General features: G+C 61.5%; 20 protein-coding genes and 1 pseudogene. 15 read left to right on the plus strand and 6 right to left on the minus strand.

Annotation, left to right across the window (positions count from 1 at the left end; genetic code table 11):
- Positions 1–10 precede the first annotated feature (10 nt).
- Together ABWL43_RS18845 and ABWL43_RS18850 are read left to right on the plus strand one after the other, a co-directional pair.
- Positions 11–1,087, plus strand: a complete 1,077-nt coding sequence (locus tag ABWL43_RS18845; RefSeq protein WP_242199235.1) for an aldo/keto reductase — start codon at positions 11–13, stop codon at positions 1,085–1,087.
- Positions 1,088–1,353: 266 nt separating this feature from the next.
- The gene (locus ABWL43_RS18850; protein ID WP_404483574.1) at positions 1,354–2,559 is read left to right on the plus strand and encodes a DUF1835 domain-containing protein; all 1,206 of its coding nucleotides are present in this window, start codon (positions 1,354–1,356) and stop codon (positions 2,557–2,559) included.
- On the opposite strand, the gene ABWL43_RS18855 is transcribed toward ABWL43_RS18850, so the two are convergent.
- On the minus strand, positions 2,545–3,660 hold the full coding sequence (locus ABWL43_RS18855) for a catalase family protein (protein ID WP_404488452.1): 1,116 nt from the start codon (positions 3,658–3,660) through the stop codon (positions 2,545–2,547). The two genes, ABWL43_RS18850 and ABWL43_RS18855, sit on opposite strands and share 15 nt — an antisense overlap.
- Positions 3,661–3,893: 233 nt before the next feature.
- On the opposite strand from ABWL43_RS18855, the gene ABWL43_RS18860 reads away from it, so the two are divergent.
- Positions 3,894–6,251 carry an FdhF/YdeP family oxidoreductase gene (locus ABWL43_RS18860; protein WP_404483576.1) on the plus strand — a complete coding sequence of 786 codons (2,358 nt, stop codon included), beginning with the start codon at positions 3,894–3,896 and terminating at the stop codon, positions 6,249–6,251.
- On the opposite strand, the gene ABWL43_RS18865 is transcribed toward ABWL43_RS18860, so the two are convergent.
- A complete protein-coding gene (locus tag ABWL43_RS18865; protein WP_262210266.1) occupies positions 6,194–6,715 on the minus strand; it encodes a chemotaxis protein CheY in 522 nt (173 codons plus the stop codon). The two genes, ABWL43_RS18860 and ABWL43_RS18865, sit on opposite strands and share 58 nt — an antisense overlap.
- Before the next feature lie 220 nt (positions 6,716–6,935).
- Between ABWL43_RS18865 and ABWL43_RS18870 the strand changes: the two genes are divergently transcribed.
- From ABWL43_RS18870 to ABWL43_RS18915, 10 genes and pseudogenes are all read left to right on the plus strand, one after another.
- Complete coding sequence (locus tag ABWL43_RS18870) at positions 6,936–7,607, plus strand: molecular chaperone (RefSeq protein WP_256676527.1); 672 nt, start codon at positions 6,936–6,938, stop codon at positions 7,605–7,607.
- Positions 7,608–7,657: 50 nt separating this feature from the next.
- Positions 7,658–8,614: a fimbrial protein gene (locus tag ABWL43_RS18875; RefSeq protein WP_256676528.1), complete on the plus strand. Its 957-nt coding sequence runs from the start codon at positions 7,658–7,660 to the stop codon at positions 8,612–8,614.
- Between the two features lie 57 nt (positions 8,615–8,671).
- On the plus strand, positions 8,672–11,470 hold the full coding sequence (locus ABWL43_RS18880; protein ID WP_404483579.1) for an ATP-binding protein: 2,799 nt from the start codon (positions 8,672–8,674) through the stop codon (positions 11,468–11,470).
- On the plus strand, positions 11,457–12,650 hold the full coding sequence (locus ABWL43_RS18885) for an EAL domain-containing protein (RefSeq protein ID WP_404483580.1): 1,194 nt from the start codon (positions 11,457–11,459) through the stop codon (positions 12,648–12,650). The genes ABWL43_RS18880 and ABWL43_RS18885 overlap by 14 nt, the downstream gene beginning before the upstream one ends.
- An 83-nt stretch (positions 12,651–12,733) precedes the next feature.
- On the plus strand, positions 12,734–15,907 hold the full coding sequence (locus ABWL43_RS18890) for a response regulator (RefSeq protein ID WP_404483582.1): 3,174 nt from the start codon (positions 12,734–12,736) through the stop codon (positions 15,905–15,907).
- A gap of 23 nt (positions 15,908–15,930) precedes the next feature.
- The gene (locus ABWL43_RS18895) at positions 15,931–16,578 is read left to right on the plus strand and encodes a response regulator (protein ID WP_404483583.1); all 648 of its coding nucleotides are present in this window, start codon (positions 15,931–15,933) and stop codon (positions 16,576–16,578) included.
- A 194-nt stretch (positions 16,579–16,772) separates the two neighbouring features.
- Complete coding sequence (locus ABWL43_RS18900) at positions 16,773–17,375, plus strand: fimbrial protein (protein ID WP_145165911.1); 603 nt, start codon at positions 16,773–16,775, stop codon at positions 17,373–17,375.
- A gap of 77 nt (positions 17,376–17,452) precedes the next feature.
- Positions 17,453–18,184 carry a molecular chaperone gene (locus tag ABWL43_RS18905; RefSeq protein WP_404483585.1) on the plus strand — a complete coding sequence of 244 codons (732 nt, stop codon included), beginning with the start codon at positions 17,453–17,455 and terminating at the stop codon, positions 18,182–18,184.
- A gap of 85 nt (positions 18,185–18,269) precedes the next feature.
- Positions 18,270–20,780, plus strand: a complete 2,511-nt coding sequence (locus ABWL43_RS18910; protein WP_404483587.1) for a fimbria/pilus outer membrane usher protein — start codon at positions 18,270–18,272, stop codon at positions 20,778–20,780.
- Positions 20,781–20,991: 211 nt separating this feature from the next.
- A pseudogene (locus ABWL43_RS18915) lies at positions 20,992–21,108 on the plus strand (acid phosphatase); the annotation flags it as partial.
- Between the two features lie 4 nt (positions 21,109–21,112).
- Here ABWL43_RS18915 and ABWL43_RS18920 read toward each other — a convergent pair.
- Positions 21,113–21,391 (minus strand): hypothetical protein, encoded by a 279-nt coding sequence (locus ABWL43_RS18920; RefSeq protein ID WP_404483589.1) that lies wholly within the window; start codon positions 21,389–21,391, stop codon positions 21,113–21,115.
- 115 nt (positions 21,392–21,506) lie between these two features.
- Positions 21,507–21,995, minus strand: a complete 489-nt coding sequence (locus tag ABWL43_RS18925) for an Hcp family type VI secretion system effector (RefSeq protein ID WP_404483591.1) — start codon at positions 21,993–21,995, stop codon at positions 21,507–21,509.
- 187 nt (positions 21,996–22,182) lie between these two features.
- On the opposite strand from ABWL43_RS18925, the gene ABWL43_RS18930 reads away from it, so the two are divergent.
- A complete protein-coding gene (locus ABWL43_RS18930) occupies positions 22,183–23,097 on the plus strand; it encodes an NAD synthetase (RefSeq protein WP_262210277.1) in 915 nt (304 codons plus the stop codon).
- The gene (locus tag ABWL43_RS18935) at positions 23,094–23,660 is read left to right on the plus strand and encodes a hypothetical protein (protein ID WP_404483593.1); all 567 of its coding nucleotides are present in this window, start codon (positions 23,094–23,096) and stop codon (positions 23,658–23,660) included. The genes ABWL43_RS18930 and ABWL43_RS18935 overlap by 4 nt, the downstream gene beginning before the upstream one ends.
- Before the next feature lie 4 nt (positions 23,661–23,664).
- Here ABWL43_RS18935 and ABWL43_RS18940 read toward each other — a convergent pair whose 3' ends face one another.
- Both ABWL43_RS18940 and ABWL43_RS18945 read right to left on the minus strand, forming a co-directional pair.
- A complete protein-coding gene (locus ABWL43_RS18940) occupies positions 23,665–25,023 on the minus strand; it encodes an LLM class flavin-dependent oxidoreductase (RefSeq protein WP_404483595.1) in 1,359 nt (452 codons plus the stop codon).
- Between the two features lie 132 nt (positions 25,024–25,155).
- On the minus strand, positions 25,156–25,590 hold the full coding sequence (locus ABWL43_RS18945) for a RidA family protein (RefSeq protein WP_369300984.1): 435 nt from the start codon (positions 25,588–25,590) through the stop codon (positions 25,156–25,158).

The raw sequence follows: 25,590 nt of genomic DNA on the forward strand, positions 1-25,590 counted from the left end.
AGGAGGCGACATGCAATACCGACAACTGGGCCATTCAGGCCTGCTGGTGTCCGAAATCATCCTGGGCACCGTGCCCTTCGGCGGCCGCGCCGAGTTTGAAAAGTGCGGCGCGGTGGACGTGCCGCAGGCCAAGCGCATGTTCGACATCGCGTTCGACGCCGGGGTGAATATGGTCGACACCGCCGACCTCTACTCCCACGGCCTGGCCGAAGAAGTGGTGGGCAAGGCCTTGGGCGACAAGCGCCACGACATCCTGTTGGCCACCAAGGGCCGCAGCCCGGTGGACAAGAACCCGAACAACTCCGGTTCCTCGCGCTACCACTTGATCCGCGCCTGCGAAGCCAGCTTGAAGCGCCTGGGCACCGACCACATCGACCTGTACCAATTGCACAATTGGGACGGCATGACGCCCATCGAGGAAACCCTCGAAGCGCTGCGCCTGTTGGTCGGTTCGGGGAAGATCCGCTACTTCGGCACCAGCAACTTTACAGCCTGGCAAATGATGAAAACCCTGGGCAAGGCCGAGCTGCACGGCATGCTCAAGCCCATCACCCAGCAGATTTACTACACGCCGGAATCGCGCGAAGCCGAATATGAACTGCTGCCGCTGGCGCTCGACCAGTCCGTCGGCACGCTGGTATGGGGCCCGATGGGCGAAGGCCTGCTGACCGGTTCGACGCGGCGCGGGCACAAACCACCGGCCACTACCCGCCAAGGCAGTGACTGGCCGGAACCCTATGTGCATGACCAGGAACGCGCGCTGGATATCATCGAAACCCTCGCCGCCGTAGGCGACGAGCACGGTGTATCGGTGGCGCGCACTTGCCTTGCGTGGCTCAAGGATCGCCCGGGCATTACCTCGCTGATCGTCGGCGCCCGCACCGAAGCACACTTGCGCGACAACCTGGCGGCTACCGAACTGAAACTCACCGAAGAACAGTCTTCACGCATCGAGGCGGTGACGCGGCGACAGCCGTTGTATCCGTACTGGCATCGCTTCACCGCCGGGATCGACCGTTTTGATCCGGCGGAGCAGCCGTTCCTGGCCGAGCATCAAAAGACCATGGATGCGCGCAAGGACAAGTAAGAGCAACACAACAAAAAGGTGGGAGCGGGCTTGCCCGCGAAAGCGGTGGTTCGGTCAGCACATCGGCTGACTGACACCGCGCTGTCGCGGGCAGGCCCGCTCCCACACATGCAGGGTTGCACTGAGCGCCAATGCTGCCTATATTTCCCGCCTGGCGCTCTCTACGCCACCTTCCGCGGAAAGGGCTGCGCCCAAGACACTCACGCTGCATTTCATTTCTACGACTCCCAACCTTAAAGCGGAAAAGGTATGTGCAAGGAGATCGTATGTCGCAACGCCCTGTATCCTCCAACACCGATGGCCGTCTTAACCTTGAGCAGCAGCGCAAGCGCGCCAAGGAACTGTTGCCGCGCCTGAAAAGCCAGGACCCCACCGCCACGTTGTCCCAGGCCCAATGGCACGTCGCCCGGCAACTGGGGTTCAGCAGTTGGCCCAAGCTCAAGGCGCACGTCGACGCCCTCGACTTCGCCGCCCGCCACCCCGCGTTTGAGGCCAGTGATGAAGCCCGCACCACCCACTGGCGTTGCGGCAGCGACATTGCCCACACCCTGCAGGTGGCGGGGTTCAAAGGCCAGTTCCAGATGCTCACCGACCCGCTGTGCATGGGGCCGGTGCGTGACCTCCCCGGCGACGCGTTCCGTGCGATGCGCAGCGCGTTTATCAGCCAGGCCTTCGCTCTGGACCCCACCGAAGTCGCGCGGCGCATCAGTGATGAATACCACCAGCTTGAGGCCTTGGCCGACGCCGAACACAGCGTGCTGTGGTGCGAGGCGGATGCCTATGACCAGTTGTTCCTGATCCGTGCGTTGGCCGGGCTTGAGCAGGCACCGCGCAAGCTTGAGCTGATCGAAGTGCACCGCATTCCCGGCGTCGAGCGGTTTATCGGCATTGGCCAACTGGCACCCGACGTCCTCGCGTGGTTATGGCCACAGCGCCGGTTGATCGACGATGAGGCCGTGCAGCTGGCCAAGCAGGCCTGGTCGGCTTATTGCAATCCCTCGCCGGTCGACTGGGCGCAACTGGCTCACGGCAACCACCGCGCCCTGCCCTTGCTCGCGCCCGCGCTGAGGCGTCAATTGCAGGAGCTGCCAGGCATGCGAGATGGTTTGTCACTCACCGAACGCTTGTCCCTGCAGTACATCGCCGAAGCCGGGCCGGTGCCCTTTGGCCGGGTGTTCGCAGAACTGATGGCCAAGCGTGAGCCGCTGCCGTTTCTGGGCGACATGATGTTCCATGCGTTGTTGCGCCCGTTGATCGATGGTGACGCGCCGTTACTGGTTGAAACTGCAACCGAGCACGAATGGCCGCGTCGCCCACTCGCACTGACCCCACTGGGGCAAGCGGTGCTGAACGCCGACGCCTATTGGCTGGACCACGCCAGCCATACGCGTTGGGTTGGCGGGGTATGTCTGGAACCCCGCCAACCCCACTGGACGCTGGATGACGACCACCAGCCTTTATGGCGTGATTGACGGCCGCGGTTCGTGGATCGGGCACCCGTTGTGCTCAGCCCTGAACCCGGACGACATCTCGTAAGCCGGTTTACGCACGCGCATTACTCCGCCCAACGGGCGGTGCGCCGCCAGCCCGTGCCACGGGCTGAAGGCCATCCCGTCGTCGATTTTCTGGACGTTTTCAGGGCTCCAGGCCGCCTGCGGCTCGAGGTCGATGCGCGCCACGGTCACGTACGGGCTGAGGTCCTCGGGCCATTGCACGGAGGCATCCTCGATGGGCATTTTTTCCAGGTCAGTGGCCAGTTGCACGCGCACCTCCCAGGTGCCGCCGCTCTGGGCAAAGTAAGCCTCAACGGCTGCGCGCAGGCCGTCGGGGTTGTCGCCAAAGTCCACGTGCAAGTCGGTCAATGCCGTCAGGTTGGACGACACCGGCACCACAGCGACTTTGGCGTAGTAAGGGCCATAGAGCATCGGCACCACGCTGGAAAAGCTCTCGCCAAGAATATGGGTCTGCGGATGGCCGCCGAGGCTTTTCAGCGTGCCGCTTTCGCCGCCCATGGATTCAAGGGTGGCTTCCACGCCTCGCAGCAGCGCCGAGAAGGCTTTTTTCATGCCCGGCGCTTTGTCAGTGGTCTTGGCCAACAATTTCAGGGTTTTCAAAAAAGCCTTGGGCGTTGCGGCCGTGAAGGCCTTGGCGTTTTGCATGACGAAATCCTGGGTGACCTCGCCATCACTGCCCGGCAATCGCGGGCCGTCCACGCCGACGATCTTGATTGCCAGCCCGCGGGGCGTGGACACCTTGTCATCGAGAATATCGCCAGGGTTGGTCGAAAAGCGCAGGTACACCGGCAACCTCACCGGTTTGGCAAACGCGCCCTGGGCCAGTGTGGCGGGCAGGTTCTCCAGCACGCTGATGTGCCCGCGCAGCAGGCCATGGGCCTTGGCGTGGACACTGCGAGTGGCGTGGCCACTGTCGCGAAAGGTCGTTTCCATGATGCCGTGCAGCGCTTCGGCCAGCTCCTTGCTGGTCTGCGCTTCATCATCGGGAATCTGTTCGAATGACGGCTCAAAAGCCAAAGGCTGAATTGCTGGGTTGACTGCAGGTAGGTCGTTCATCAGGCGTCTCTCCGCTCGGCAAGGTATTCACGGCAGGCTTTTTTTAATAGGCAGCGACGACTGAATAAATGCGGCCGTCTTGATTGATAGGGCCGAGGCAGAGAAACGGATGTTCAACAAATCCGCACGGCGTCGGACGAGCGGTTAGCCTGCCGCCCGGAAGCCCACTCGAACCTTTTGCCAAGCGTACTCGTCGTAACGTTATCCCTCACCGATAAAGCCCTCAGGTGCAGCCCATGCTCATCTATCCAAAAGCCCACTTTCACCCCTACACCCACGCGAGCGGCGGCTGGGGCTCGGCACAGTCGGTGATGAAAATCCTCTGGCGCGAGCAAGCCTTTGCCAAGGCCACCAAAGCGCTGCTCAAACAGAACAAGCCCGATGGCTTCGCGTGCGTCAGTTGCGCCTGGGCCAAACCCGGCAAGCCACATGCCCTGGAGTTCTGCGAAAACGGCGCCAAGGCCACGGCCTGGGAACTGACCTCGCTCAAGACCTCACCTGCGTTCTTCGCCGAACACTCGCTCAGTGAACTGCGCCAATGGTCTGACTACGCACTGGAGCAACACGGTCGACTGACCCATCCGATGCGCTACGACGCGGCCACCGACCGCTACCGCGAAACGTCATGGGAGGAGGCTTACCGCGAGATCGGCGCGCAATTGCAAACGCTGCAACCTGACAGCGTAGTGTTTTACGCCTCGGGCCGCGCCTCGCTGGAAACCTCGTTCATGTACCAGCTGTTCGCCCGGGCCTATGGCACCAACAACCTGCCCGACAGTTCGAACATGTGCCACGAAAGCACCTCGGTCGGCCTGCAGGAAAGTATCGGCATCCCCGTCGGCAGCGTGACACTGGAAGATTTCGAGCACACCGACTGCCTGTTTTTCTTCGGCCAGAATGTCGGCAGTAATGCCCCGCGCATGCTTCACCAGTTGCAGGATGCGCGCAAACGCGACGTGCCGATCATCACCTTCAACCCCTTGCGCGAACGCGGACTGGAACGCTTCGTCAATCCGCAATCACCGGTAGAAATGCTCACCCCCGAATCCACCGTGATCAGTACCCAGTATCACCAGGTGGCGATCGGTGGCGACACGGCCGCCCTGCTCGGCCTGGCTAAAGTGCTGCTGGAGCTGGACGACCAGGCGCAGCGCGACGGGCATGCGTCGGTACTCGACTACGCCTTTATCGCCGAACACACCGAAGGCTTCGACGCGTTTGCGGCGATGGTTCGCGCCGCGCAGTGGCCAACCATCGAGCGCCGCTCCGGCCTGAGCCGCGGCGCCCTGGAAGCGGCCGCGCAGGTGTACGCGCGCAGTAACCGGGTCATGATGATCTACGGCATGGGCCTGACCCAGCATCGGCACGGGGTGCAAAACGTGCAGATGCTGGTGAACCTGTTGCTGATGCGCGGCAATTTCGGCAAGCCGGGCGCAGGCATCTGCCCGGTGCGCGGCCACTCCAATGTGCAGGGCCAGCGCACGGTGGGCATTACCGAAGACCCGAAAAAAGTCCCGGTCGAGCTGATCGAGCAGCAGTTCGGCTTCAAGGTGCCGGAGCAAATGGGCCTGTGCACGGTGGACGCCTGCGAAGGCATTTTGTCCGGGCGCGTGCGCGGCTTTATCGGCCTGGGCGGCAACTTCCTGCGCGCGATTCCCGACACGTCGCGCATGGAGCCGGCCTGGCAAACCTTGCAACTCAATGTGCAGATCGCGACCAAACTCAATCGCACGCACTTGCTGCCCGCGCAACACCAGTGGCTGCTGCCGTGCCTGGGGCGTATCGAAATCGACCGGCAGCAGGGTGTCGAGCAAACCTGGGCCACCGAGGACAGCACCGGCTGCATCCACGGCTGGCATGGCAGCGCCGAACCGGTCAGCGCCCACGTGCGCGCCGAGGCCAGCATCGTCGCCGGCCTGGCCCAGGCCACGTTGCCAGCGGGCGGCTCGATTGACTGGCAGGGCTGGAGCGCGGACTACTCAAAAGTGCGCAGCGCCATCAGCCTCATCTACCCGCAGATCTTCCACGACATGGAAACCCGCATGGCCGAACCGGGAGGTTTTCACCGCCCCATCGCCGTTGCGCAGCGCGAATGGCTGACTGAAAGCGGCAAGGCACAGTTCGTGCTGCCCGCCACGCTCAATGAAGACGATGACGTCAACACCGATGTGCTGGCGCGTGACGTGCTGCAACTGATGACGCTGCGCAGCAACGACCAGTTCAACACCACGATCTATGGCTACGAGGATCGCTTTCGGGGCATCAGTGGCACGCGCGAGGTGATCTTCATGCACCGCAACGATATCGCGCGGCTGGGTTTCGAGAACGGTCAGGGGGTGATGTTGACCACCGCCATAGAGCCTGAGGTCAAGCGCCAGGTCGGCCCGCTGGAAATCGTTGCGTATGACATCCCCGAAGGCTGCGCCGCGGCGTATTACCCTGAATGCAACCCACTGGTGCCGCTCTGGCACCACGCCGAACGCAGCAAGGTGCCGGCGGCCAAATCGGTGCCGATACGCCTGAGCCTGCCGGTTGATCAACGCTTGGGCGAGAGCCCGACCGCGCAGGCCACCACCGCCGGATCGCCCTGGTAGATCGCGCGTGGCGCCGCTGACGGCACGCTGGTCCGGCTGTCAACGGCGCGCAGCACCGGGCGTTCGACGGTTGGCAGGCTATGGTCCGGATCGACCACTTCCATGCAGCGACGCAGCGAGTTGAAATCCGGCGATTGCGACAGCGACAAGTGCAGGGTCTGGCTGACCGATACCGACACCACCGAGCTTTGCGCACATTGCCCGTCGTAGATCAGCGTGTGGCGAATCAGCGGGTTGTCATGGCAATACTTCAACAGGTTGACCTGCCGCGAGTGCACCAGCGCGGTGTTGATGATCAACAGGTCGAACGCCACGACGCCCGAACGAGTCAGTACCTGCAGCTCGTCGAACGAGCTCAAGGGGACGATACGGTGATAGCCCAGCTGGTTGAGCATTTTCTCGATCTTGATCCGTTGCAGAATGTCTGCATCGGCAATCAGAAGGCGTAACGCTTTATTGGACATAGGTAAACCTGACAGTTGGGCATCCGCGTCGATCATTCAACGCTGACCACGTTACCTGTCAGGGGTGAAACCTGACTTTAAGGCGATTCTGAAACGGTAACCGGGTACAGCCGCGCACTTTTAAGAATCGCCTGAAAGCCCCCGCTGCGCCCTGCCCCTACCATGGGCCGCGTTCCCCCACGCTCCCATGGATTCATCTGTGCTCATGTTTTTACTCAGAATGATGATTTTAACCTGCGGATTGCTGGCCCTTGCACCGCCGCCTGCCAGCGCCGCGCTGAAGGTCGAAGGCACGCGCCTGATCTATTTCGGCCATGACCGCGAAGCCAACATCGGCGTGGTCAACCAGGCTGCACGGGAAGTGGTGGTGCAAACCTGGATCAGCGGCGAGGACGAAGCCAGCAGCCACAGCGTGCCGTTTGCCGCCACCGAGCCGTTGGTGCAACTGGGCGCTGGCGAGCATCATCAGTTACGCATCCTGTATGCCGGTGAAGGGTTGCCCAGCGATCGTGAATCGCTGTTCTGGCTGAACATCATGGAGATCCCGCTCAAGCCGGAAGACCCCAACAGCGTGCAATTTGCGATACGCCAGCGGCTCAAGCTGTTCTATCGGCCACCCGCGCTCAAAGGCGGTTCGGCCGACGCGGTGCAGCAGCTGCAATGGCGCAGCAACGATGGGCGCACCGTCACGGTCAGCAATCCCAGCGCCTTTCACCTGTCGCTGGTGAACCTGCAAACCGACGGCCAGGTGCTCAGTGATTACCTGCTGCTCAAGCCTTTCGAGCGCAAAACCCTGACCGCGCCAGGCCCGTTGCCCAAAGGCACCACCCTCCACTTCACCGAAATCACCGATATCGGTTTGCAAGCCCGCCACAGCGCGGCGCTCAACTGATGGTTCGCGGGGTATTTGCACCAATGTCACTCACCAAACGAATGCTACCCATGCTGCTGTGGGCCTGCGCAGTCCTGCCCGCCACCAGCCATGCGCTGGCCTGCCGTGAGGACGGCAGCGACTCGATCATTACCAAGGAAGCCTTGGGCACCGCCCTGGCGGTGGCGGCCGATGCGCCAAACGGCAGCATTATCTGGGAGTCCGGCCCACGCTCCACCAATGTGATTTGCAAAGATGACTACTACTACGGCCGCGAGGAAATCTACTTCTACGTCAACCCGGCCAACGTCAGCATCGGCACGGGTATCCGCGTGGGTATTCGCTATAACAACCAGCCGATCACCCAAAGTACCGGCAAGGTCGGTACCGGGTTCTTTTCCGACCGCGGCTGCAACCTGACCAACTGCAAAGGCTGGGAAAAGGCGCGCTTCACCCTCAACTTCAGCGTATTCATCGAGAAATACGACCCGACGCCTCCCAGTGGCCAGGCCAGTACCCTGACCGAGTATCGGGTGTTCCAGCTGGACGGCGTGCGCGGGCTGAACTCAAGGCCCAACAGCAACTTCAACTACGTGGTCACCGGCATGAACGGCATCCGCTTCGTGCCCTGTACCCCCGAGCTGACGATCAGCCCCAGCGTGGTCAGCTTCCCGATGCCCTCGCGCAAGTTTGCAATCGGCGAAGTCGCCAGCACCGCAAACTTCAGCTTGAACCTGCGCAAAGGCTGCGACACGCCTTATACCGTCAGCGCGCGCTTCGCCACCACGCCGGGTGGCGGCAGTGTGATCAATGGGTTGCTGGTACCGGACAACAATAAATCGGTGGGCATCGCCCTGTCCCGCGCCGAGAGCCAACAACAATTGCCGTTCGACAATTGGTTCACGCTGCAGAACCTCATGGGCCTGGGCCAGAGCCACGACGAATTCCGCGCCGATTTGAAATGGCGTACCCTGCCGATTCCCGGCGCATTCGAGGCCGCGGTGGTGGTGGATATGTATTACAAATAGCTGATCTTTAAGGATCGTCTTATGCCACGCGGCACGGCCGACGCTTAAAGTCCGCCGATGCGATTGAAAAGTTATCTGCTCCAGATCAACCCTGTCCTCTCCCGACCCGAAGCAGCCAGAAGGCTGCTTCGTATTTTCGCGACCGTGCTGCTCATCGGCATCCTCAGCGGCGTTTACACCTTTCTGCTGTCCACCTTCAACAACGATATTTCCCAACGCCGTGGCTACATGAGCAGCGCCATCGCCGAAGCCCATACGTTTTTCACCAACCGCGAGGCGCTGCTTGAAAGCCTCAGCCTCTCGGCGGTGCGCAAGCAGTCGAGGATTTACCCCTCCTCTCCCGAAGAAGAGCATGTGCAGCTGGGCGACACGCCGGGTAACCAGTGGAGCATCTGGCTGACGGCACGCCTGCGCGACTACCTCAAGGCCAAGCAACTCAACCTGCTGTACGTGAACGCCGGCCCTACCCCGCAGGTGACACGGGTGTATGACGCGACCGCGCAAGTCCTGCCGATTTCCAAGTGCATGCTCAACCGCCTCAAGGCCTTGCAGCACAGCGATCCGTCCACCCTCAACGAGTTGTGGCTGAGCGACCGCACCGAACACCATTCGCACCTGTACATATTCATCCGTCTGGACCGCCAAGACCCCACTTCCGGCTGGCTGGGTCTGGAAATGGAAAGCCGTGAAGTGTCCTCGACCCTCAGCGACCAGAGCGCCGGCGAGTTCATGATGCTCAACTCCCAGGGCATGCTGGTATTTACCAACAGCGACGACACGCAGATGCGCCAGCAACACCTCAGGCCCAAGGAAGAAAGCTTTTTCGGCTTTGTCGGCAACGGCTTGCTGCCCGATCACCTGGTGATCCGCAAGCACCTGAAATCCTCGGACTGGCAGTTGATGTATTCCATCGACCTGCGCGCGGTGGTCACCGGCTTGTGGAAACAGCTACTGGGTTCGCTGCTGTTCTGCCTGTTCAGCCTGACGCTGATCTGGCTGGTGATGCGCCGCGTCGACCAGCGCTTCATCATTCCCTCGATCCATCGCATCCAGGCGCTGATCGAAAGCGAGGCGTTCGGCCGCGATGTGATCCAGACCGCGCCTGTCGCCCTGTGTGTACTGCGCCGCACCGACGGCCAGGTGGTGCTGGAAAACACCCTGGCCCAGCAATGGCTGGGCCACGGCCCGGAGCGCGAGGCGTTGCGCGCCGGTTGGATCGCGCAAGCCTACGCCGGTGAGCCGTCCGAACGCAGCGATTACTTTGAAACCATCGACGGCCGTCACCTGTACCTGAGCAGCGCACCGACCCGCTACAGGGGCGAGGACGTGCTGTTTTGCGCCTTCAGCGATATCAGCGCACGCAAACAAGTGGAAGCGGCGCTGGAAGAAGCGCGGCAGTCGGCAGACGCCGCCAACGCCGCCAAGACCTTGTTCCTGGCGACCATGAGCCATGAAATCCGCACGCCGCTGTACGGCGTGCTCGGCACTTTGGAATTGCTGGCGCGCACACAACTGGACGCCCAGCAGAAAGACTATCTGCAGGCCATCGAAGGGTCTTCCTCGACCTTGCTGCAACTGATCTGCGACGTGCTTGACGTGTCGAAGATCGAAGCCGGGCAGCTGGCTCTTGAAATGAGCGAGTTTTCGCCGCTGGACCTGGTCCACGAAATCATTCAGGGCTACGCCGCGGCCGCCCAGGGCAAAGGTTTGCAGCTGTATGCCTGCTTCGACCCGAAGCTGCCGGAACGGCTGATCGGCGACGTGACACGCATCCGCCAGATCCTCAACAACCTGCTCAACAACGCCGTGAAGTTCACCGACTACGGGCGCGTGGTGCTGCGCGTCAAAGTACTTGGCCGCGATGGCGAACGCTCCAGTGTGTTGTGGCAAGTCTCGGACACCGGCAAAGGCATCGCCCAGGAAGACCAGGCGATGATTTTCGAGCCCTTCTACCAGAGCGAAGGCAACACCAACGTGGTTGCCGGCACCGGCCTGGGCCTGCCGATCTGCCAGCGCCTCACCGAATTGATGAACGGCAATATCCGCATGGTCAGCGAACTGGGCCTGGGCAGCAGCTTCAGCCTGATCCTGCCGCTGGAAGAAGCGCCGACGCCACCGATGACACCGCTGCTGGCCGAGACGATCTACGTGGTGTCGCCCATCCCGGAACTGGCGCATTCGATCAGCGGTTGGCTGCGCCGCTGGGGTGCCCGCGCTCAGACCGGGCTGCCGACGCTGCCGGAAAGCCATCTGCTGCTGCAAGTGCATCCCGGCAGCGTCGATCCATCGCTGGCGCCCGAGTGGCCGGGCCCGGTGATTCACGTCAGCAGCCATGCCTGCACCGCGCTGGAGGCCGAGGCCGGCGCCTGGCACGTCAACCTCAACCACTTGGGCGCTGTTCATCAGGCCGTGAGCCAGGCCCAGGGGCTGTGGGTGGCCCGCGCCGGTGAGCAGACGCGTCAGCGTGACTTGAACAAACTCAACCTGCACCTGCTGGTGGCCGAGGACAACATCATCAACCAGCTGATTTTGCGTGACCAACTCGAAGAACTCGGCTGCACCGTGGAGCTGGCGGCCGATGGTCAGGAAGCGTTGCAGCTGTACACCGCCGGCAACTTCGACGTGGTGCTGACGGACGTGAACATGCCCCACATCAACGGCTATGAACTGGCGCGCGAACTGCGTCGCCAGGGCTGCCCGTTGCCGATTATCGGGGCCACCGCCAACGCCATGCGCGGCGAGGCCGACCTGTGCCTGGCCGCCGGCATGAACCATTGCCTGGTCAAACCCTTTGCGTTGCGGGCTCTATTCAACTCCCTGGCGCCTTATGCACGGATCACCCATGAAGCCCCTTAGTATTTTGATTGTTGAGGACCATCCCCTGCAGCACATCTACCTGCAGCACCTGCTCAGTGAGTTGGGGGATTTCATGCTCGAAACCGCCGAGGACGGTAAAGAAGCGCTGGAGCGTCTGCGCCAGCGCGATTTTGACCTGGTACTGACCGACCTGCTGATGCCCGGCATGGACGGCGTGCAGTTTATCCAGTGCCTGGCCAGCCTGCGCTGCAAGCCGGCGCTGGCGATCATGAGCGCGGCGTCGCGGCGCATGCTGATGGCGGCCAGCCTGGTGGCGAAAAACCTCGATGTGGAAGTGATCGGGCTGATCTCCAAACCGGTCGCCGCCGACGCCCTGCGCAGCCTCGTCGACCAACTCAGGAACACGGTGCGCAAACCCTCCCCCGAATTGCCCGAGCACCTGGACATCGACCGCCACACCCTGGTGCACGCCATGAGCAGCGGCCAGTTGCAGGCCTGGTTCCAACCGAAAAAGTCCCTTTCCAACGGCCGTATCGTCGCCGCCGAAGCCCTGGTGCGCTGGATGCATCCCGAGCAAGGCGTGATGCTGCCCGCCGCGTTCCTGCCGGCGATCAAGGCATTCGAGCTGGAGGAGCGATTGTTGTGGGTGGTGCTCAAACAGGCGATCCACGCCCAGGAGCGCTGGCGCCAGCGTGGCTACGAAATACCGGTGTCGATCAACTTGCCCACGCACCTGCTCAACAGCCATGACCTGGCCGACCGCTTGCTGGAATTCGTGCTGCACCACGACGGCATTCCGGGAATGATCTGCTTCGAACTGATGGAATGCTCGGTGCCCCAGGACATCAGCAACTTCTACGCCGGCGCCTGCCGCCTGCGCATCAAGGGCTTCGGCCTGTCCCAGGATGATTTCGGCAAGGGCTACAGCTCGTACTTGAACCTGGTCTCCACGCCGTTTACCGAATTGAAGATCGACCAGGCACTGGTGCAGGGCTGCCACGACAACGAGGGCATGGCGCAGGCCCTGGCAAGCATCATCGCGCTGGGCCGCAAACTTGGTCTCACGGTGGTGGCCGAAGGGGTGGAAACCCCGCAGCAACTGGCTCTGCTGCGCAAGGTTGACTGCAATCAGGTGCAGGGTTTCCTGATTTCACACGCGGTCTCTTCAGAACAATTTCAACAACTTCTGAACAATGATGGCCCCGCGACATCTCACTAGCTGGCGGCCGCGGATTATCTGTTCGATAGTAAGGAGTCAGCTCCATCCTGTGCCGATTTATCCTGCGCCTGCGGAAACCCCTGATGAAGCACAACAACGCGGTCCTCGAAGCCTTCACCCGCAGCTCGTCGCGCCTGAACAAAGGCCTGATGGTGCTGCTCGGGATCGCGTTGCTGTTGGTGCTGACAAACTACTGGTCACTGCAACGCGGGGTCGAAACCCGTTACGGCGCCACGCGTTTTCATTTTGCGCGCCTGATGGAGAACCTGGCGGAGCAGGAGTCGTACCTCAAGAGTCTGACGCACCCGGGCATCCAGGCCGAACTGTTGCGCGCCACCAACGTTCAGGTCAGCCTCAAAAGCCGCATGGTCGACAACCACCGCACGCTGTACGAAGGCCAGAAATATTCGTTTTCGGTGCCGTTCAGCGTCAAGTTTGACGAGCAGCAGATCAGCGCTGCCGCCCGGTCGCAGATTTTTGCCCTGGGCGCGCACCTCACCAGCTATTACAGCGCCTTCTGGTCGTCATCGCCCTATGAAGCGCCACAAACCTTTCTGCTCAATCGCCAGACGCCTTACGCCATCACCGTTCCGTCGGTGGGCTACCAGCGTCGAGAAAGTAGCGAGGAAACCGGCAACCTGGTGGCGCTGGTCAACGCGGTGCAACAGACCCTCGAGCAGACGCCGCAGCCGCTGGAACAGAACCGCGTGTACTGGCAGGCCGGTCCCGCGCCTGCGCACCTGTTGGCCTATATCGGCCTGCCCCTCGACGGCCAGGGCCAGGCGGTGGTCGGCACCTTGCTCGACGTGGCTCAGGTTGACGATGTGCAGCGCGCCCTGGACCACTCGGCCTTTGACCGCTTCACCCTGATTGCCCCCGACGGCAGCCGGCTGGTCGGGCCAGACATCGGTGTGCCGCTCAGCGATGGCGTGCACTTCAGGGCAGACGGCTTCGAATTCAAGATTACCCAACGCGGCGACCAGCCCTGGAGCGCAATCTATGGGCTGAACTACTCGCACTTTTTCCATTCGGCCTTGTGGCCGCTGAGCAGCCTGGCCCTGTTGCTGGGCATCCTGATTACGCTGTGCTGGGGCGGTAGCCGCTGGTACCGGCGCCAGGTGATCAACCCCGCACGCCTGGCGCACGAACGCATCGCCGAAAGCGTGGCGTTCAGCCGCGTGATCATCGACACCGCCCCCACTGGCCTGTGCGTGGTGCGGCGCAGTGACGGCAAGGTGTTGATCGAGAACCAGCGTGCCCAGCAATGGCCAGGCACCGCGCGGCTGGTCTCCGCATTGACCGGTGTGCATGACAGCGCCGACAGCGGCGAGACGCACCTGGAGATCGAAGGCCGCCACCTGCAGATTGGCTTCGTCTCCACCCGTTACCAGGCCGAAGACGTGCGCCTGTATGCATTCAACGACATCACCCGGCATATCGAAGATGCCCAGTCATTAGAGGACGCCCGCCACGCCGCCGATGCCGCCAACGAGGCCAAGACGCTGTTCCTGGCGACCATGAGCCATGAAATTCGCACGCCGTTGTATGGCGTGCTCGGCACTCTGGAACTGCTCGGCCTGACCGACCTGGACCCGCACCAGAAAACCTACCTGCAGACCATACAGCGTTCGTCCGCGACGCTGTTCCAGCTGATCAGCGACGTGCTCGACGTGTCGAAAATCGAGTCCGGGCAAATGGCGATTGAGGCCGTGGAGTTCTGCCCGCTGGACATGCTCGAAGACACCCTGCACACCTACGCCGCCTTCGCCCAGCGCAAGGGTTTGCAGCTTTACAGTTGCATCGACCCGCAGCTGCCCGACAGCGTACTGGGCGACCCGATGCGCATTCGCCAGATTCTCAACAACCTGGTGAGCAACGCGCTCAAGTTCACCGACATCGGGCGCGTGGTGATCCGCGCCCGGGTCACGGCGTGCGACGCCGAGTACGTCAACCTGGAATGGCAGGTCACCGACTCTGGCGTGGGCATCCCCGAGGCGCAGCAGGCCAAGCTGTTCGATGTGTTTTACCAGGCTCCCGACACCGCCGGCGAAGGCGGCGCCGGGCTGGGGCTGCCGATTTGCCGCTGGCTGGCGCAAATGATGGACGGCGAGATCAAAGTGGTCAGTGAGCCCGGCCTGGGTAGCAGCTTCACCCTGAAAATACGCCTGCCGCTGAGCAGCGGTGCGCTGACCAACCCGCCGCTGATCGAACCCAGCGCGACGCCTGTGTATGTGCAGGCGCCGGTGCGCGAGCTGGCGCAGTCGCTGTGTGACTGGCTCAATCGCCTGGGCATTGCCGCGGCCCTGGCGGCGCCCACGCCGGAACAGGACAGCCGCCAGGCGGTGCTGGTCGATCTGCTGCCCAGCGAGCCCGCCCGCCAATGGGCCGGGCAACGCGTGCTGTGCCTGCCCGGCGCGCACAGCCCGCCGCTGCACACGGCGCAGGGCTGGGTCGTGGACGTGCACGACGTACGGGCTATCGCCACCACCGTGTCGCTGGCCCAGCATGGCAAGCATGAGCAACCGCCGGCGGCCCTGCCACAAAGCGCCGGGCAGCTTGGGTTGCGCATCCTGGTGGCCGAGGACAACCCGATCAATCAGGCGATCATCAAGGAACAACTGGAGGCGCTCGGCTGCTCGGTGACCCTGGCCGCCAACGGCGAGCAGGCGCTGCAGTTGTGGCAACCGCACGCCTTCGACCTGGTGTTGACCGACGTGAACATGCCCTTGATGAATGGTTATGAGCTGGCCCGCACGCTCAGGGCGCATGACCCGCAATTGCCGATCATCGGCGTGACCGCCAACGCCATGCGCGAGGAAGGCGTGCGCTGCCTGGCGGTCGGCATGAACGCCTGGATCGTCAAACCCCTGAGCCTGCAAACCCTGCGCGCGCAGTTGGTCAAGCTGTGCCAGGTCAAGGCGCCGGTCGAACCGCCGCCCGCGCCGTTCGACGACCACGTGCAGCTGTCGGACAAGATGCGCCCGCTGTTCATCAGCAGCGTGCAGCAAGATTTGCAGCGACTCGGCGCGGCACTGGCGCAGCGTGATGCGCGCGCGCTCGCCCAACTGCTGCATTCGGCCGCCGGCGCGCTGGGCGCCGTGCAGGCGCTCCCTCTGGCCCAAGCCTGCATCGAGCTGGAAAACGCACTGAACCGCGGCAGCCTCGACACGACGCTTGAGCTCAAGGTGAAGGCGGTGATGCAACGACTGTCGGCCGTCCTGGACACTCTCCAGCCCGGGCACACTTCCCTCACTTGAACTGGCACTACGGACGGCCCTTTATGAAAAAATTCAACGTGGTTATCGCGGACGATCACCCGATCGTGCTGCTCGGGGTACGCGAACTGGTGGAGCGCGACACGCGCTTTCAAGTCGTGGGCGAAGCGGTGTGTTCGGCGGGCCTGATCGAGCTGTTGCAGCGCCAGGGCGCCGACATCGTGATCACCGATTACAACATGCCCGGCGACTCGCCCTACGGCGATGGGCTGAAGCTGGTGGAGTACCTGAAACGGCATTTTCCGCAGGTGCAGATTTTGATCCTGACCATGATTTCCAACCACCTGATCCTCACGCGTCTGCAAGAGTTGGGCGTGGTCGGCATCATCCAGAAAAGCCAGTTGCACACCGAGATTCAACTGGCGCTCAAGGCGATTGCGCAACAGAGCACCTACCGCAGCCTGGAGCCGCCCAAGACCTCGGTGATCGAGACCCTCACGGCCATCGACGAGCGCTTTACCAGCTTGTCGCCCAAAGAGTTCGAGATCTTGCGTTTGTTTATTTCCGGCATGAGCGTGAGTGATATTGCGCGCAGCCAGAACCGCAGTTCAAAGACCATCAGTGCGCAAAAAATATCGGCCATGCGCAAACTTGAAGTGAGCAGCGACCAGGACCTTCTCGCCTATTGCCTGGCGCGCAATATCTTCAACTAAGCACACCGTGCAAGCCATTCCCGGGCAATGGCTTGGCCCCCTGTTTGCGGGCTCAAAAACTGCCTTGCGGTGCAACTAACCCGTCTATTGCGCGGCTTATAAGAATCGTCTTATTCGCTCGCAGCGCCTGCCCTCTTATTCTTTCCTCGCAGTTCAACAACCGCATTTTCCAACTAACACTTACGGACATCATCATGAAGAAGTTTTCCCTGGCTGTTATCGCCTCGGCCATTATCGCCGCCTCCGGCAGTGCATTTGCCGATGATCCGGCACCGACGCCTACCCTGGGCGGCAGCGGTAAAATTACCTTCACCGGCGTGATCAACAACGACGCCTGCTCGGTAGACGGCGCCAACTCCGATCGCAGTATTTCGGTGGACATGGGCAACGTTTCGATCAAAGACATGGGCACCGCGGAAAACCCAACCGCCGGCCGTGTAACTGCCAAAGACTTCAACCTGAACGTCAACTGCAACCAGGGCACCAAAGTCGCGATGATCTTTGACGCCAACAACGGCGGTTCGGGCCTGGTGACCGGCAAGAACGTACTGGCGCTGAACGCCGGTTCCGCTTCGGCTAAAAACGTCGGTATCGCCCTGCTCGACAGCAATGGCAGCTTGATCGACCTCAGCTCGCAGGCCACTGCGCGCATCGAAAGCACCATGCACGGCACCGGCACTGCCGGCGGCGACGCCACCCTGAGCTTTGCGGCTGCCTACGTCACCACCGGCGCTGCCGGTGCATCCACCGCCGGTCGCGGTGATGCCACCCTGCCGTTCATCCTGCAATACGAGTAACCCCGGCGCCCCGTGCACCGAACGCGCGAGGCCACACGGCCTCGCCATTCTTTTTTTGATTACACCGGATAACCCTCATGCTGCCTCGTTCTATTGCCGCATGCCTGGGGCTGCTGGGCATGCTTATGGCTACCCAGGCCGCCGCCAGCATTTCATTGAATGCCACCCGCATCGTGTTCGATGGCGACCACAAAGAAGCCAATATCACCGTGCGCAACGGTAACCAGGATGTGTTGATTCAGTCCTGGGTCGACATGAATGACTCCAGCGGCAGCCGTGCTCCGTTTGCCGTCACCCCGCCACTGGCCCGGGTGTTCGCCAAGGAACAGCAACTGCTGCGCATCTTGTATGAAGGCACGGGCATGCCCACGGACCGCGAGTCGGTGGTGTGGTTGAACGTGCAGGAAATTCCCAAGGCCAGCGAGACCGAGAACACCTTGCAGTTGGCCATTCGCCAACGCATCAAGATTTTTTTCCGCCCTGCCGGCCTGACCGGCAGTGCGTTGCAGGCGCCTGCACAGCTGGAGTGGGCATTGGTCAAGCACGGCGCGCAAACGCTGTTGCAGGTGAAAAACCCGACGCTGTACCACGTGTCCATGGCCGACGTTAAGGTGCAGGCACAACTGACGAGCGACTCGACCATGATCGCGCCCGGCGAGCAAAGACAGTTCGCGCTCAAGACGGCGCCAGCGCCCGGCCCGGTGCAACTGTCGTTTTCCAGCATCAATGACTACGGCGCACAGAACCATTACACCGCGCCACTTTCGGGCATCGCTGCACACGCCACCGAAGCACGCCTCAACCCCTAAGCACTTTCTCTAACCCACAGGCTCACGTTGCGTGCGTGTTCGCGTGCCCGCCTGTTCGCCAATCAGGGATGTCACAGGTCTTCGCATGTCTTTTCTTTCCAGTAACAGGCCCGCGCGTGGCGCACTGAAGTTGAAGACGCTGTCGTTCGCGATTGCCGCCGGCCTGCCGGCCTGGGCGATGGCCGAGGACACTGCGCAAACCTTCAACACCACGTTCCTGCAAGGCTCGCAGTCAACGGTCGACCTGCAGCAATTGCTCTCGGCCAACAGCGTGCTGCCGGGCAATTACCGCGTCGACCTGTACAGCAACGAAGTGCTGGTGGGCCGGCGCGATATCGACTTCAAGCGCAACCCGAAAAACGACCGGGTCGAAGCCTGCCTGACCCTCGATCTGCTCAAGCAGCTGGGCATCGACATGCACCGCCTCCAGGCCGAAGGCAAAATCGACCCGCAGCAGCCGCAGGAATGCTATGCCCTCGCCGAAATGATCGAGGAGGCCAGCGTGCGTTACGACAGCAGCCGCCTGCGCCTGATGGCGAGCATTCCGCAGGTGGCCATGCAGCGCGGCATGCGCGGTTACGTCGATCCGCAACTATGGGATGACGGCGTGCCCGCAGCGTTTATCAACTACCAGCTCAACAGCAGCCGCACCGCCGGCGACTACAAAACGCGCCTCTCCAATAACCTCGGCCTGCGTAACGGCATCAACCTGGGCGCGTGGCGCCTGCGCAATGAATCGAACTTGAGCGGCGGCACCGGGCGCTCGAACACTTACACCAGCAACCGTACTTACCTGCAGCACGACGTGACGGCGATCAAGGGCCAGTTCAGCGCCGGTGAGATTTTCTCCGACACCGACCTGTTCGACAGCGTGCGTTATCGCGGCCTCAAACTGGCCTCCGATGACGGCATGCGCGCCGACAGCGAGCGCGGTTATGCGCCGGTGATCCGTGGCGTGGCGCAGACCAACGCGACGGTGGAAATCCGCCAGAACGACTACATCCTCTACACCGCCAACGTCGCGCCGGGGCCGTTCGAGATCAACGACATCTACCCCAGCGGCTCCAACGGCGACCTGCAAATCACCGTGATCGAAGCCGACGGCACGCGCCGCGTGACGATGCAGGCGTTTTCCAGCTTGCCGATCATGGTGCGTGAAGGCCAGGTCAAGTACAGCCTCTCGGCGGGTACCTTCAAGAGCAACGCCGACGGCCTGGCGAGCCCGCGTTTTCTCAGCGGCACCCTGGCGTACGGCCTGACCAGCAACCTCAGCGGAATTGTCGGGTTGCAGGCCAGCGAGGACTACAACGCACTGTCCATTGGCGCCGGCAAGAACACCTCGTTCGGCGCCTTCTCGCTGGACACGACGCACTCTTCCAGCAAGGCGCAAGGGAAAACCACCCAGGGCAGCAGCGTGCGGGCGCTGTATGCAAAGACTTTCACTGGCACCGACACCAACTTCACCCTGGCCGCCTACCGCTACTCCACCGAGGGCTACCGCACCCTCAGCGACCATGTCGAAGACAACAGCCAGGACGTGCGTGTGCGCACCGGCCACTCAAAAACCCGCACCGACCTGACCATCAACCAGAGCATCGGGCGCAACAACGAATTTGGCAGCGTGTACGTGAATGCCAGCGACCAGCGCTACTGGAACCGCGGCGGCTCGCAGAGCTTTTCGGCCGGCTACACCAGCAACTGGGGCGACCTGAGCTACAACCTCGGCGTAACGCGCACCAAGCAGATCGTCACCTGGGGCCAGCCGAGCAGCGACACGCAATTGAACCTGTCGATTTCGTTCCCGCTGGGCAGCCAGGCCCGCGCGCCGCGCGCGTTTGTCACCACCAGCCGGCAACACGGCGACACCACCACGCAAGCGGGCATCAATGGCTACGTCGCCGATACCAGCGACACGTTTTATTCGGTGCAGGCCGGTCACAGCGACACCAGTGGGGATTCCGGCTCGGTGAACATCAACAGCCGGACGTCCGTGGCGGATGTGAGCCTGGGCTACAGCCAGGGCCAGGGTTACAACTCGCAGAACCTCAACCTCGCCGGCTCGGTGGTCGCTCACGCAGGCGGTATCAACCTGGGGCAGACGGTCAGTGAGACCTTCGCACTGGCCGAAGTGCCAGGCATTTCCGGCGCGAAGATCAGCAGCTACAGCGGCGTAGAGACCGGCTATAACGGCTATGCAGTGATCCCCAATGCCCAGCCTTACCGGGTGAACTGGGTCAGCCTGGACACCCGCGACCTGGGCGGCAATGTGGAAATCACCAACGCCACCCAACAAGTGGTGCCGCGCCGTGGCGCGATCGTGGTGGCGCACTACAGCGGCACCACCGGGCGCCGGGTGTTGTTCGAGTTGTTTGATGCGCAGCACAAGCCTCTGTCGTTCGGGGCTTCGCTGGAAGACTCGACCGGCAAGCAACTGGCGATTGCCGACCCGAATGGCAATGCGCTGGCGTTGGTGGAAGAGGATCAGGGCACATTGATCATCAAGTGGGGCGATCAGCAATGCAGCGCAAGCTATGCGTTGGCGCCGCAGAACAAGGCGCTGAACTATGAGCGCCAGGCGTTGGTGTGTGGGCCTTGAAGGGGCAATCCACATCCTTGCTGTCTGATTCTCGAAGATCCAAATGTGGGAGCGGGCTTGCTCGCGAACGCAGTGTGTCAGTCACCAGATACATCAACTGACACTCCGCCTTCGCGAGCAAGCCCGCTCCCACATTTCGGTTGAGGTACAGCTTAAGGTCAGCGTTTAGGCTAAGGTGCTGCCGATGCGCCCTCCTCTTCGAGACTTGCCCATGCGTAACCTGATTTTTGCCGGTGCCTGCCTGCTGGCCACAGCCCTCGCAGGCTGCCAGCAAACCCCACCGGCCAACGATCAACTCGACGCCGTGCTCTGGACCCAGACCTCCATCGGTATCATTTGAACCGTTCGTTTTTGCCCATTTCTCGGGCAATCCACGCCGTAAACAGGGTCAGCGCAATTAAAAACGATTCAATAGCTGCCAACCAACTAAGGGTGAACCAATAGTGTTTCGGCTGCCCCGCCAGCGTGTAAGTGATGGAAGGCCCGACGCGACTGAAGGACACCACTACACCTCGAATCAACCCATCAATAATCTGGTAGCCGGAAAGCCCTACAATGACGGTCAATAGCGCAGTGATGTACCAGAACGACCGGCTGTCTGAACGCTTCATAAAACTTCTCTTAATCTCCTAGATTGCGGGGGCAAATGAATCCGCCGCAAATTCTGGCGGCCGTATGTGCTGTCTATTTTGATGAAGACGCAGTATACGGGCACGTGATGGGGGCTCAGGCTTTCACGTTCTGCCGGATGTTCCAGCCAAACTTCACCGGCCCACCGTCCTTGCCGCCATCGGCTTTCTGCGGTTGGTAACTGACGTCGACGGTGGCGAAATTCAAGGCGAAACTGTCGTGCAGCACATCGGCGCCGTTTTCGGCACTCGTGCTGTAGGACACCACCATGACCTCCTTCAGGGTGATCACCAAATACTCCACCGGGCTCGCGCCTCCCGCCTTGCGCACCACCAGTTTCGCTTCCGGATAATGCTTGCCGCAGGCGCAGGCCATCATCAGGTTAGGGCTGGATTTATCCAGCGGCTTTGTCAGGTTCAAGTTGGCAATATTGACCTTGCCCGCACCGCCGCCCGTACCGCTGTGCATCGATCCTGACTGCGACATTCCCCACGCCCAGTGGGTGATATCGATCTCGTCGCGATGGGCTTGATCCCTTGACTCACCCTTGATGTCGCCCAGCTTCAAAAACATATCGACGGCCATGTTTGCTCCCTGCCTTGGTGTGCGTTGGTAGTGACGTGGGGGCGCACTTTTCCTTAGCCCCCACGTTGCACGCAAGACGCCAAAGCGGGATAGAGACGCACCCCACTTGAATTGGCGAACCTTCCGACATTCATAGGTGCCTGCGGGTCTTTACGCTCTCGACTCCCGCAAAAACCAGGCGTTAAGGATGACTGCGTCCCTGTTGAAAGATGGTTTCCCCTCGGCTCACCGCACCACGCGTCAGCGGATTGAAAGCAGTATTGATGTGCGTCGGCTGTTTTTTGCCATTGATACCGACCCGGGGCTGATTGGCGCGGGCGTGGTGTACATCGATGAGGCGTTCAACGTGGTGACACTGCGTGAGTTTCAGGCGGTATGCAGCGTGGTGCCGAAGAAGCTGGTGCTGCGCGAGGCGCCTCGCTATGTCGGGCCTGCGGAGTTCAAGCGGATGCTGGAGCATGAGCCGCGGGAGTCGAAGTTAGTGGCGGAGGCGCTTGGCACGGCGGTGACGTGTGCGGGGGCAATACTGAGTTGGATAGTTGTGACGAGTGGGGTGATGTTGTTGCCCTTTACGGCGGGCACGAGTGCGGTGATTACATTTATCGGCCAGGCCGCCCTAGCTGCCAGCGTTACACAATGCATGGTCGGGCTAGGTCGAACCGGCGCCGAGGCGTTTGCTCCGCAACGCCTTGATCGGTTGGATAGCGAAGCCTGGTATCAGGCCGTCGACGCAACGCTGAATGCCATTGCATTACTGGGTGTTGCCACTTCCGCCTTGACCACGATCAAAACAGTAAACACAGCAACGAGAGTCACCGGCAAGCCGCTCAAACAAGTACTCAAAGGCCTGAACCGCCAAGAGCGAGCGAAACTGAATGATGAGCTGCTCAAGCTTCGTGACCCCAGATTGACGTCCAAACTGCTCAAGGTGAAACAAGCCAATGGGGTATTACCAAAACGAATCAGCGCCACACAAATGCAACTTTCTACCGTCAACCATATTAGAGATGCCTTCGCTGCAACCTTGGGTTTCGCTAGCAGCTCACTACCAGGAAACATCAGGACGCTGGCGATTGGTATCTACGAGGAAGCCAGCCAATGAGCAAGCGCGAAACATTAAAAGACCTTGGCGAATCCGCAATGGATGAAAAATGTAAAGATTGGAAATCTTTGCCTTCCGACGAACGCGCTTACGCATACTTCTACTTTGAAAACCCACGAAAGTTCAGGAGACGCTATGCGCTAGTGATTGGAGCCGATCTACTTGCCGGCTGTTTCACGATTGCGATGACTGCCGTCCTATTGTTGGTGACCCTTCTCTCAGGACTTCCGGAAGACCTTGCAATCAAAATCTTCTTTTTCGGCAGTGTTGCGACAGGCCTTGTCCTCTTTTTTTCCAAGGCTCAAGTCACCTATGGTCGAATCCGCTTGGTATGGGTCAGTGTCGGCATTTACGTAATCTGCTTACTGATATCGCTGCCTACGATAGCGTACCGTCCGCCGCCTTTTCTCTACGCCATATCCCTGCTTAGCCCGCTGACCGGCCTATTGATCCTCAACAGCCACCGCTACCGCGAACTCCGTCACAAGATGGTAGAAATCCGCCATAAACGCGAAGCCGTCATCTCGACCCTGAAAAAACAGGGTCGCTGGAAATGGTGGTAATCCCCTATCCGACTGCCTGCAACACCTCAGGCGCAGGCTCAGCGCGCGCCGCGGTGTGCCGATTTACCGGCACCGGTAAGCCCAAGTGCCCGCGCAAGGTGCTGTGGCTGTACTCACTGCGAAACAACCCGCGATCACGCAACAACGGCAGCACTTGATCGGTGAAGCGCGCGAAGTCGTCCGGCGCGCCCACGTGGATATTGAAACCGTCCACCGCCTCTTCGACAAACCAGCGTTCGATCTCGTCCGCCACGGTCTTGGGTGAGCCGACAAAACTGGAGAACGGCTTGGCAAAGCGCAGCGCCGCCTGGCGCAAGGTCAGCCCTTGATCGCGGGCGACTTGCTTAATGTTCTCGGCATGCCCGCGATAGCCATTGCTGCCCAGGTCACCCAGGTCAGGGAACGGCTCATCCAGCGCGTACTGCGTGAAGTCGTGGTAGTTGAACGGCCGACCCAGTTGCACCAGCGCCTTGTGCAAGTCCAGCTCGCCGTTGCGTTCACGGTCGATGGCCTGGGCCTGTTCGTCGGTGTCGGCAATAATCGGCGAGATGCCGGGCAGGATGGTCACGTGGTCGGGGTTGCGCCCGGCGGCGGCAGTACGTTGTTTGATGTCGCGGTAGTAAGCCTGGGCGTCTTCAAAATTGCCCACGCCGGCGAAAATCCCTTCGGCGTAGTTCGCCGCCAGGCTGCGCCCGGACTCGGAGATCCCGGCCTGGAAGATCACCGGTTGGCCTTGGGCCGAACGGGCAATATTCAGCGGCCCGGTGACTGAGAAAAACTCACCGTGGTGGTCCAGGCGATGCTGACGTTGGGGGTCGAGGAATACCTTGCTGGCTTTGTCGCGCACGAAGGCGTCGTCCTCGTAGGAATCCCACAGCCCTTGCACCACTTCCAAGTGCTCAGCCGCGCGGCGATAGCGCTCGGTGTGGTCGATATGCTGCTCACGGCCAAAGTTGCCGGCGGCGCCTTCCAGGCCGGTGGTCACCACGTTCCAGCCGGCGCGGCCGCCACTGATCAAGTCCAGGGAGGCGAACTGCCGCGCCACGTTGAAGGGTTCGGTGTAGGACGTGGTCAGGGTGGCGACCAAGCCGATTTTCGAGGTCGCACCGGCCACCGCCGAGAGCAGGGTCAGCGGCTCCAGGCGGTTGAGAAAGTGCGGCGCCGAATCCTGGGTGATGTAGGGGCTGTCGACGATGAACACCAGGTCGAACTTCGCCGCTTCGGCCTGCTGCGCCTGGGCGCGATACCAGTCGATGTCGACACTGGCATCGCCGGGGATTTGCGGGTGCAGCCATTCGTTTTGCGCCGTGCCGACGCCAGTGAGAATGGCGCCGAACTTGAGTTGCCGGGGGAATGTGGACATTTTGATGCTCCTCCGTGGATAAACATGAATCACTGTGGCCAGCGCGCTTGTCGAGGCGAGCCCGCTCGCCACAGTAAGCCCGCTTGCCACAACAGCCCCGCTTGCCACAATTAACCTGCTCACTGCAAAAAATTACGCCGTACGGGCCGCGATAGCTTCAACTTCCACCAACGCCCCCGGCAAGGGCAACGCCACCACTTGCAACGCCGTACGCGCCGGTTTGTTCGGCTGTTCAGGCGTGCCGAAGAACTGCGTATAACCACGCTGCAACCCGGCAAAGTCCAGCTTGCCACCGGTTTCTTCAGCACCGACCAGAAACACCCGCAACTGCACGATATCGCCCAGGTCCAGGTCTTGTTGTTGAAGGATCTTGCGCAGCTTGTTGAACACCGACACCGTCTGCACTTCGGTGCTGCCGTACGCGGCTGGCGTGCCTGCCGGTGCCTGCGCGTCGGCAGGATCCGGTAAGGTGCCGCTGACGAAAATCAGGCTGGCAGACGCCGGCACAGTCACGGTTTGCGAGATCGGAAAATCACCGACGCTGGTACGTTGAATGCTGTCGCTCAT

Source organism: Pseudomonas sp. HT11 (assembly GCF_044875395.1).
GTDB lineage: Bacteria > Pseudomonadota > Gammaproteobacteria > Pseudomonadales > Pseudomonadaceae > Aquipseudomonas.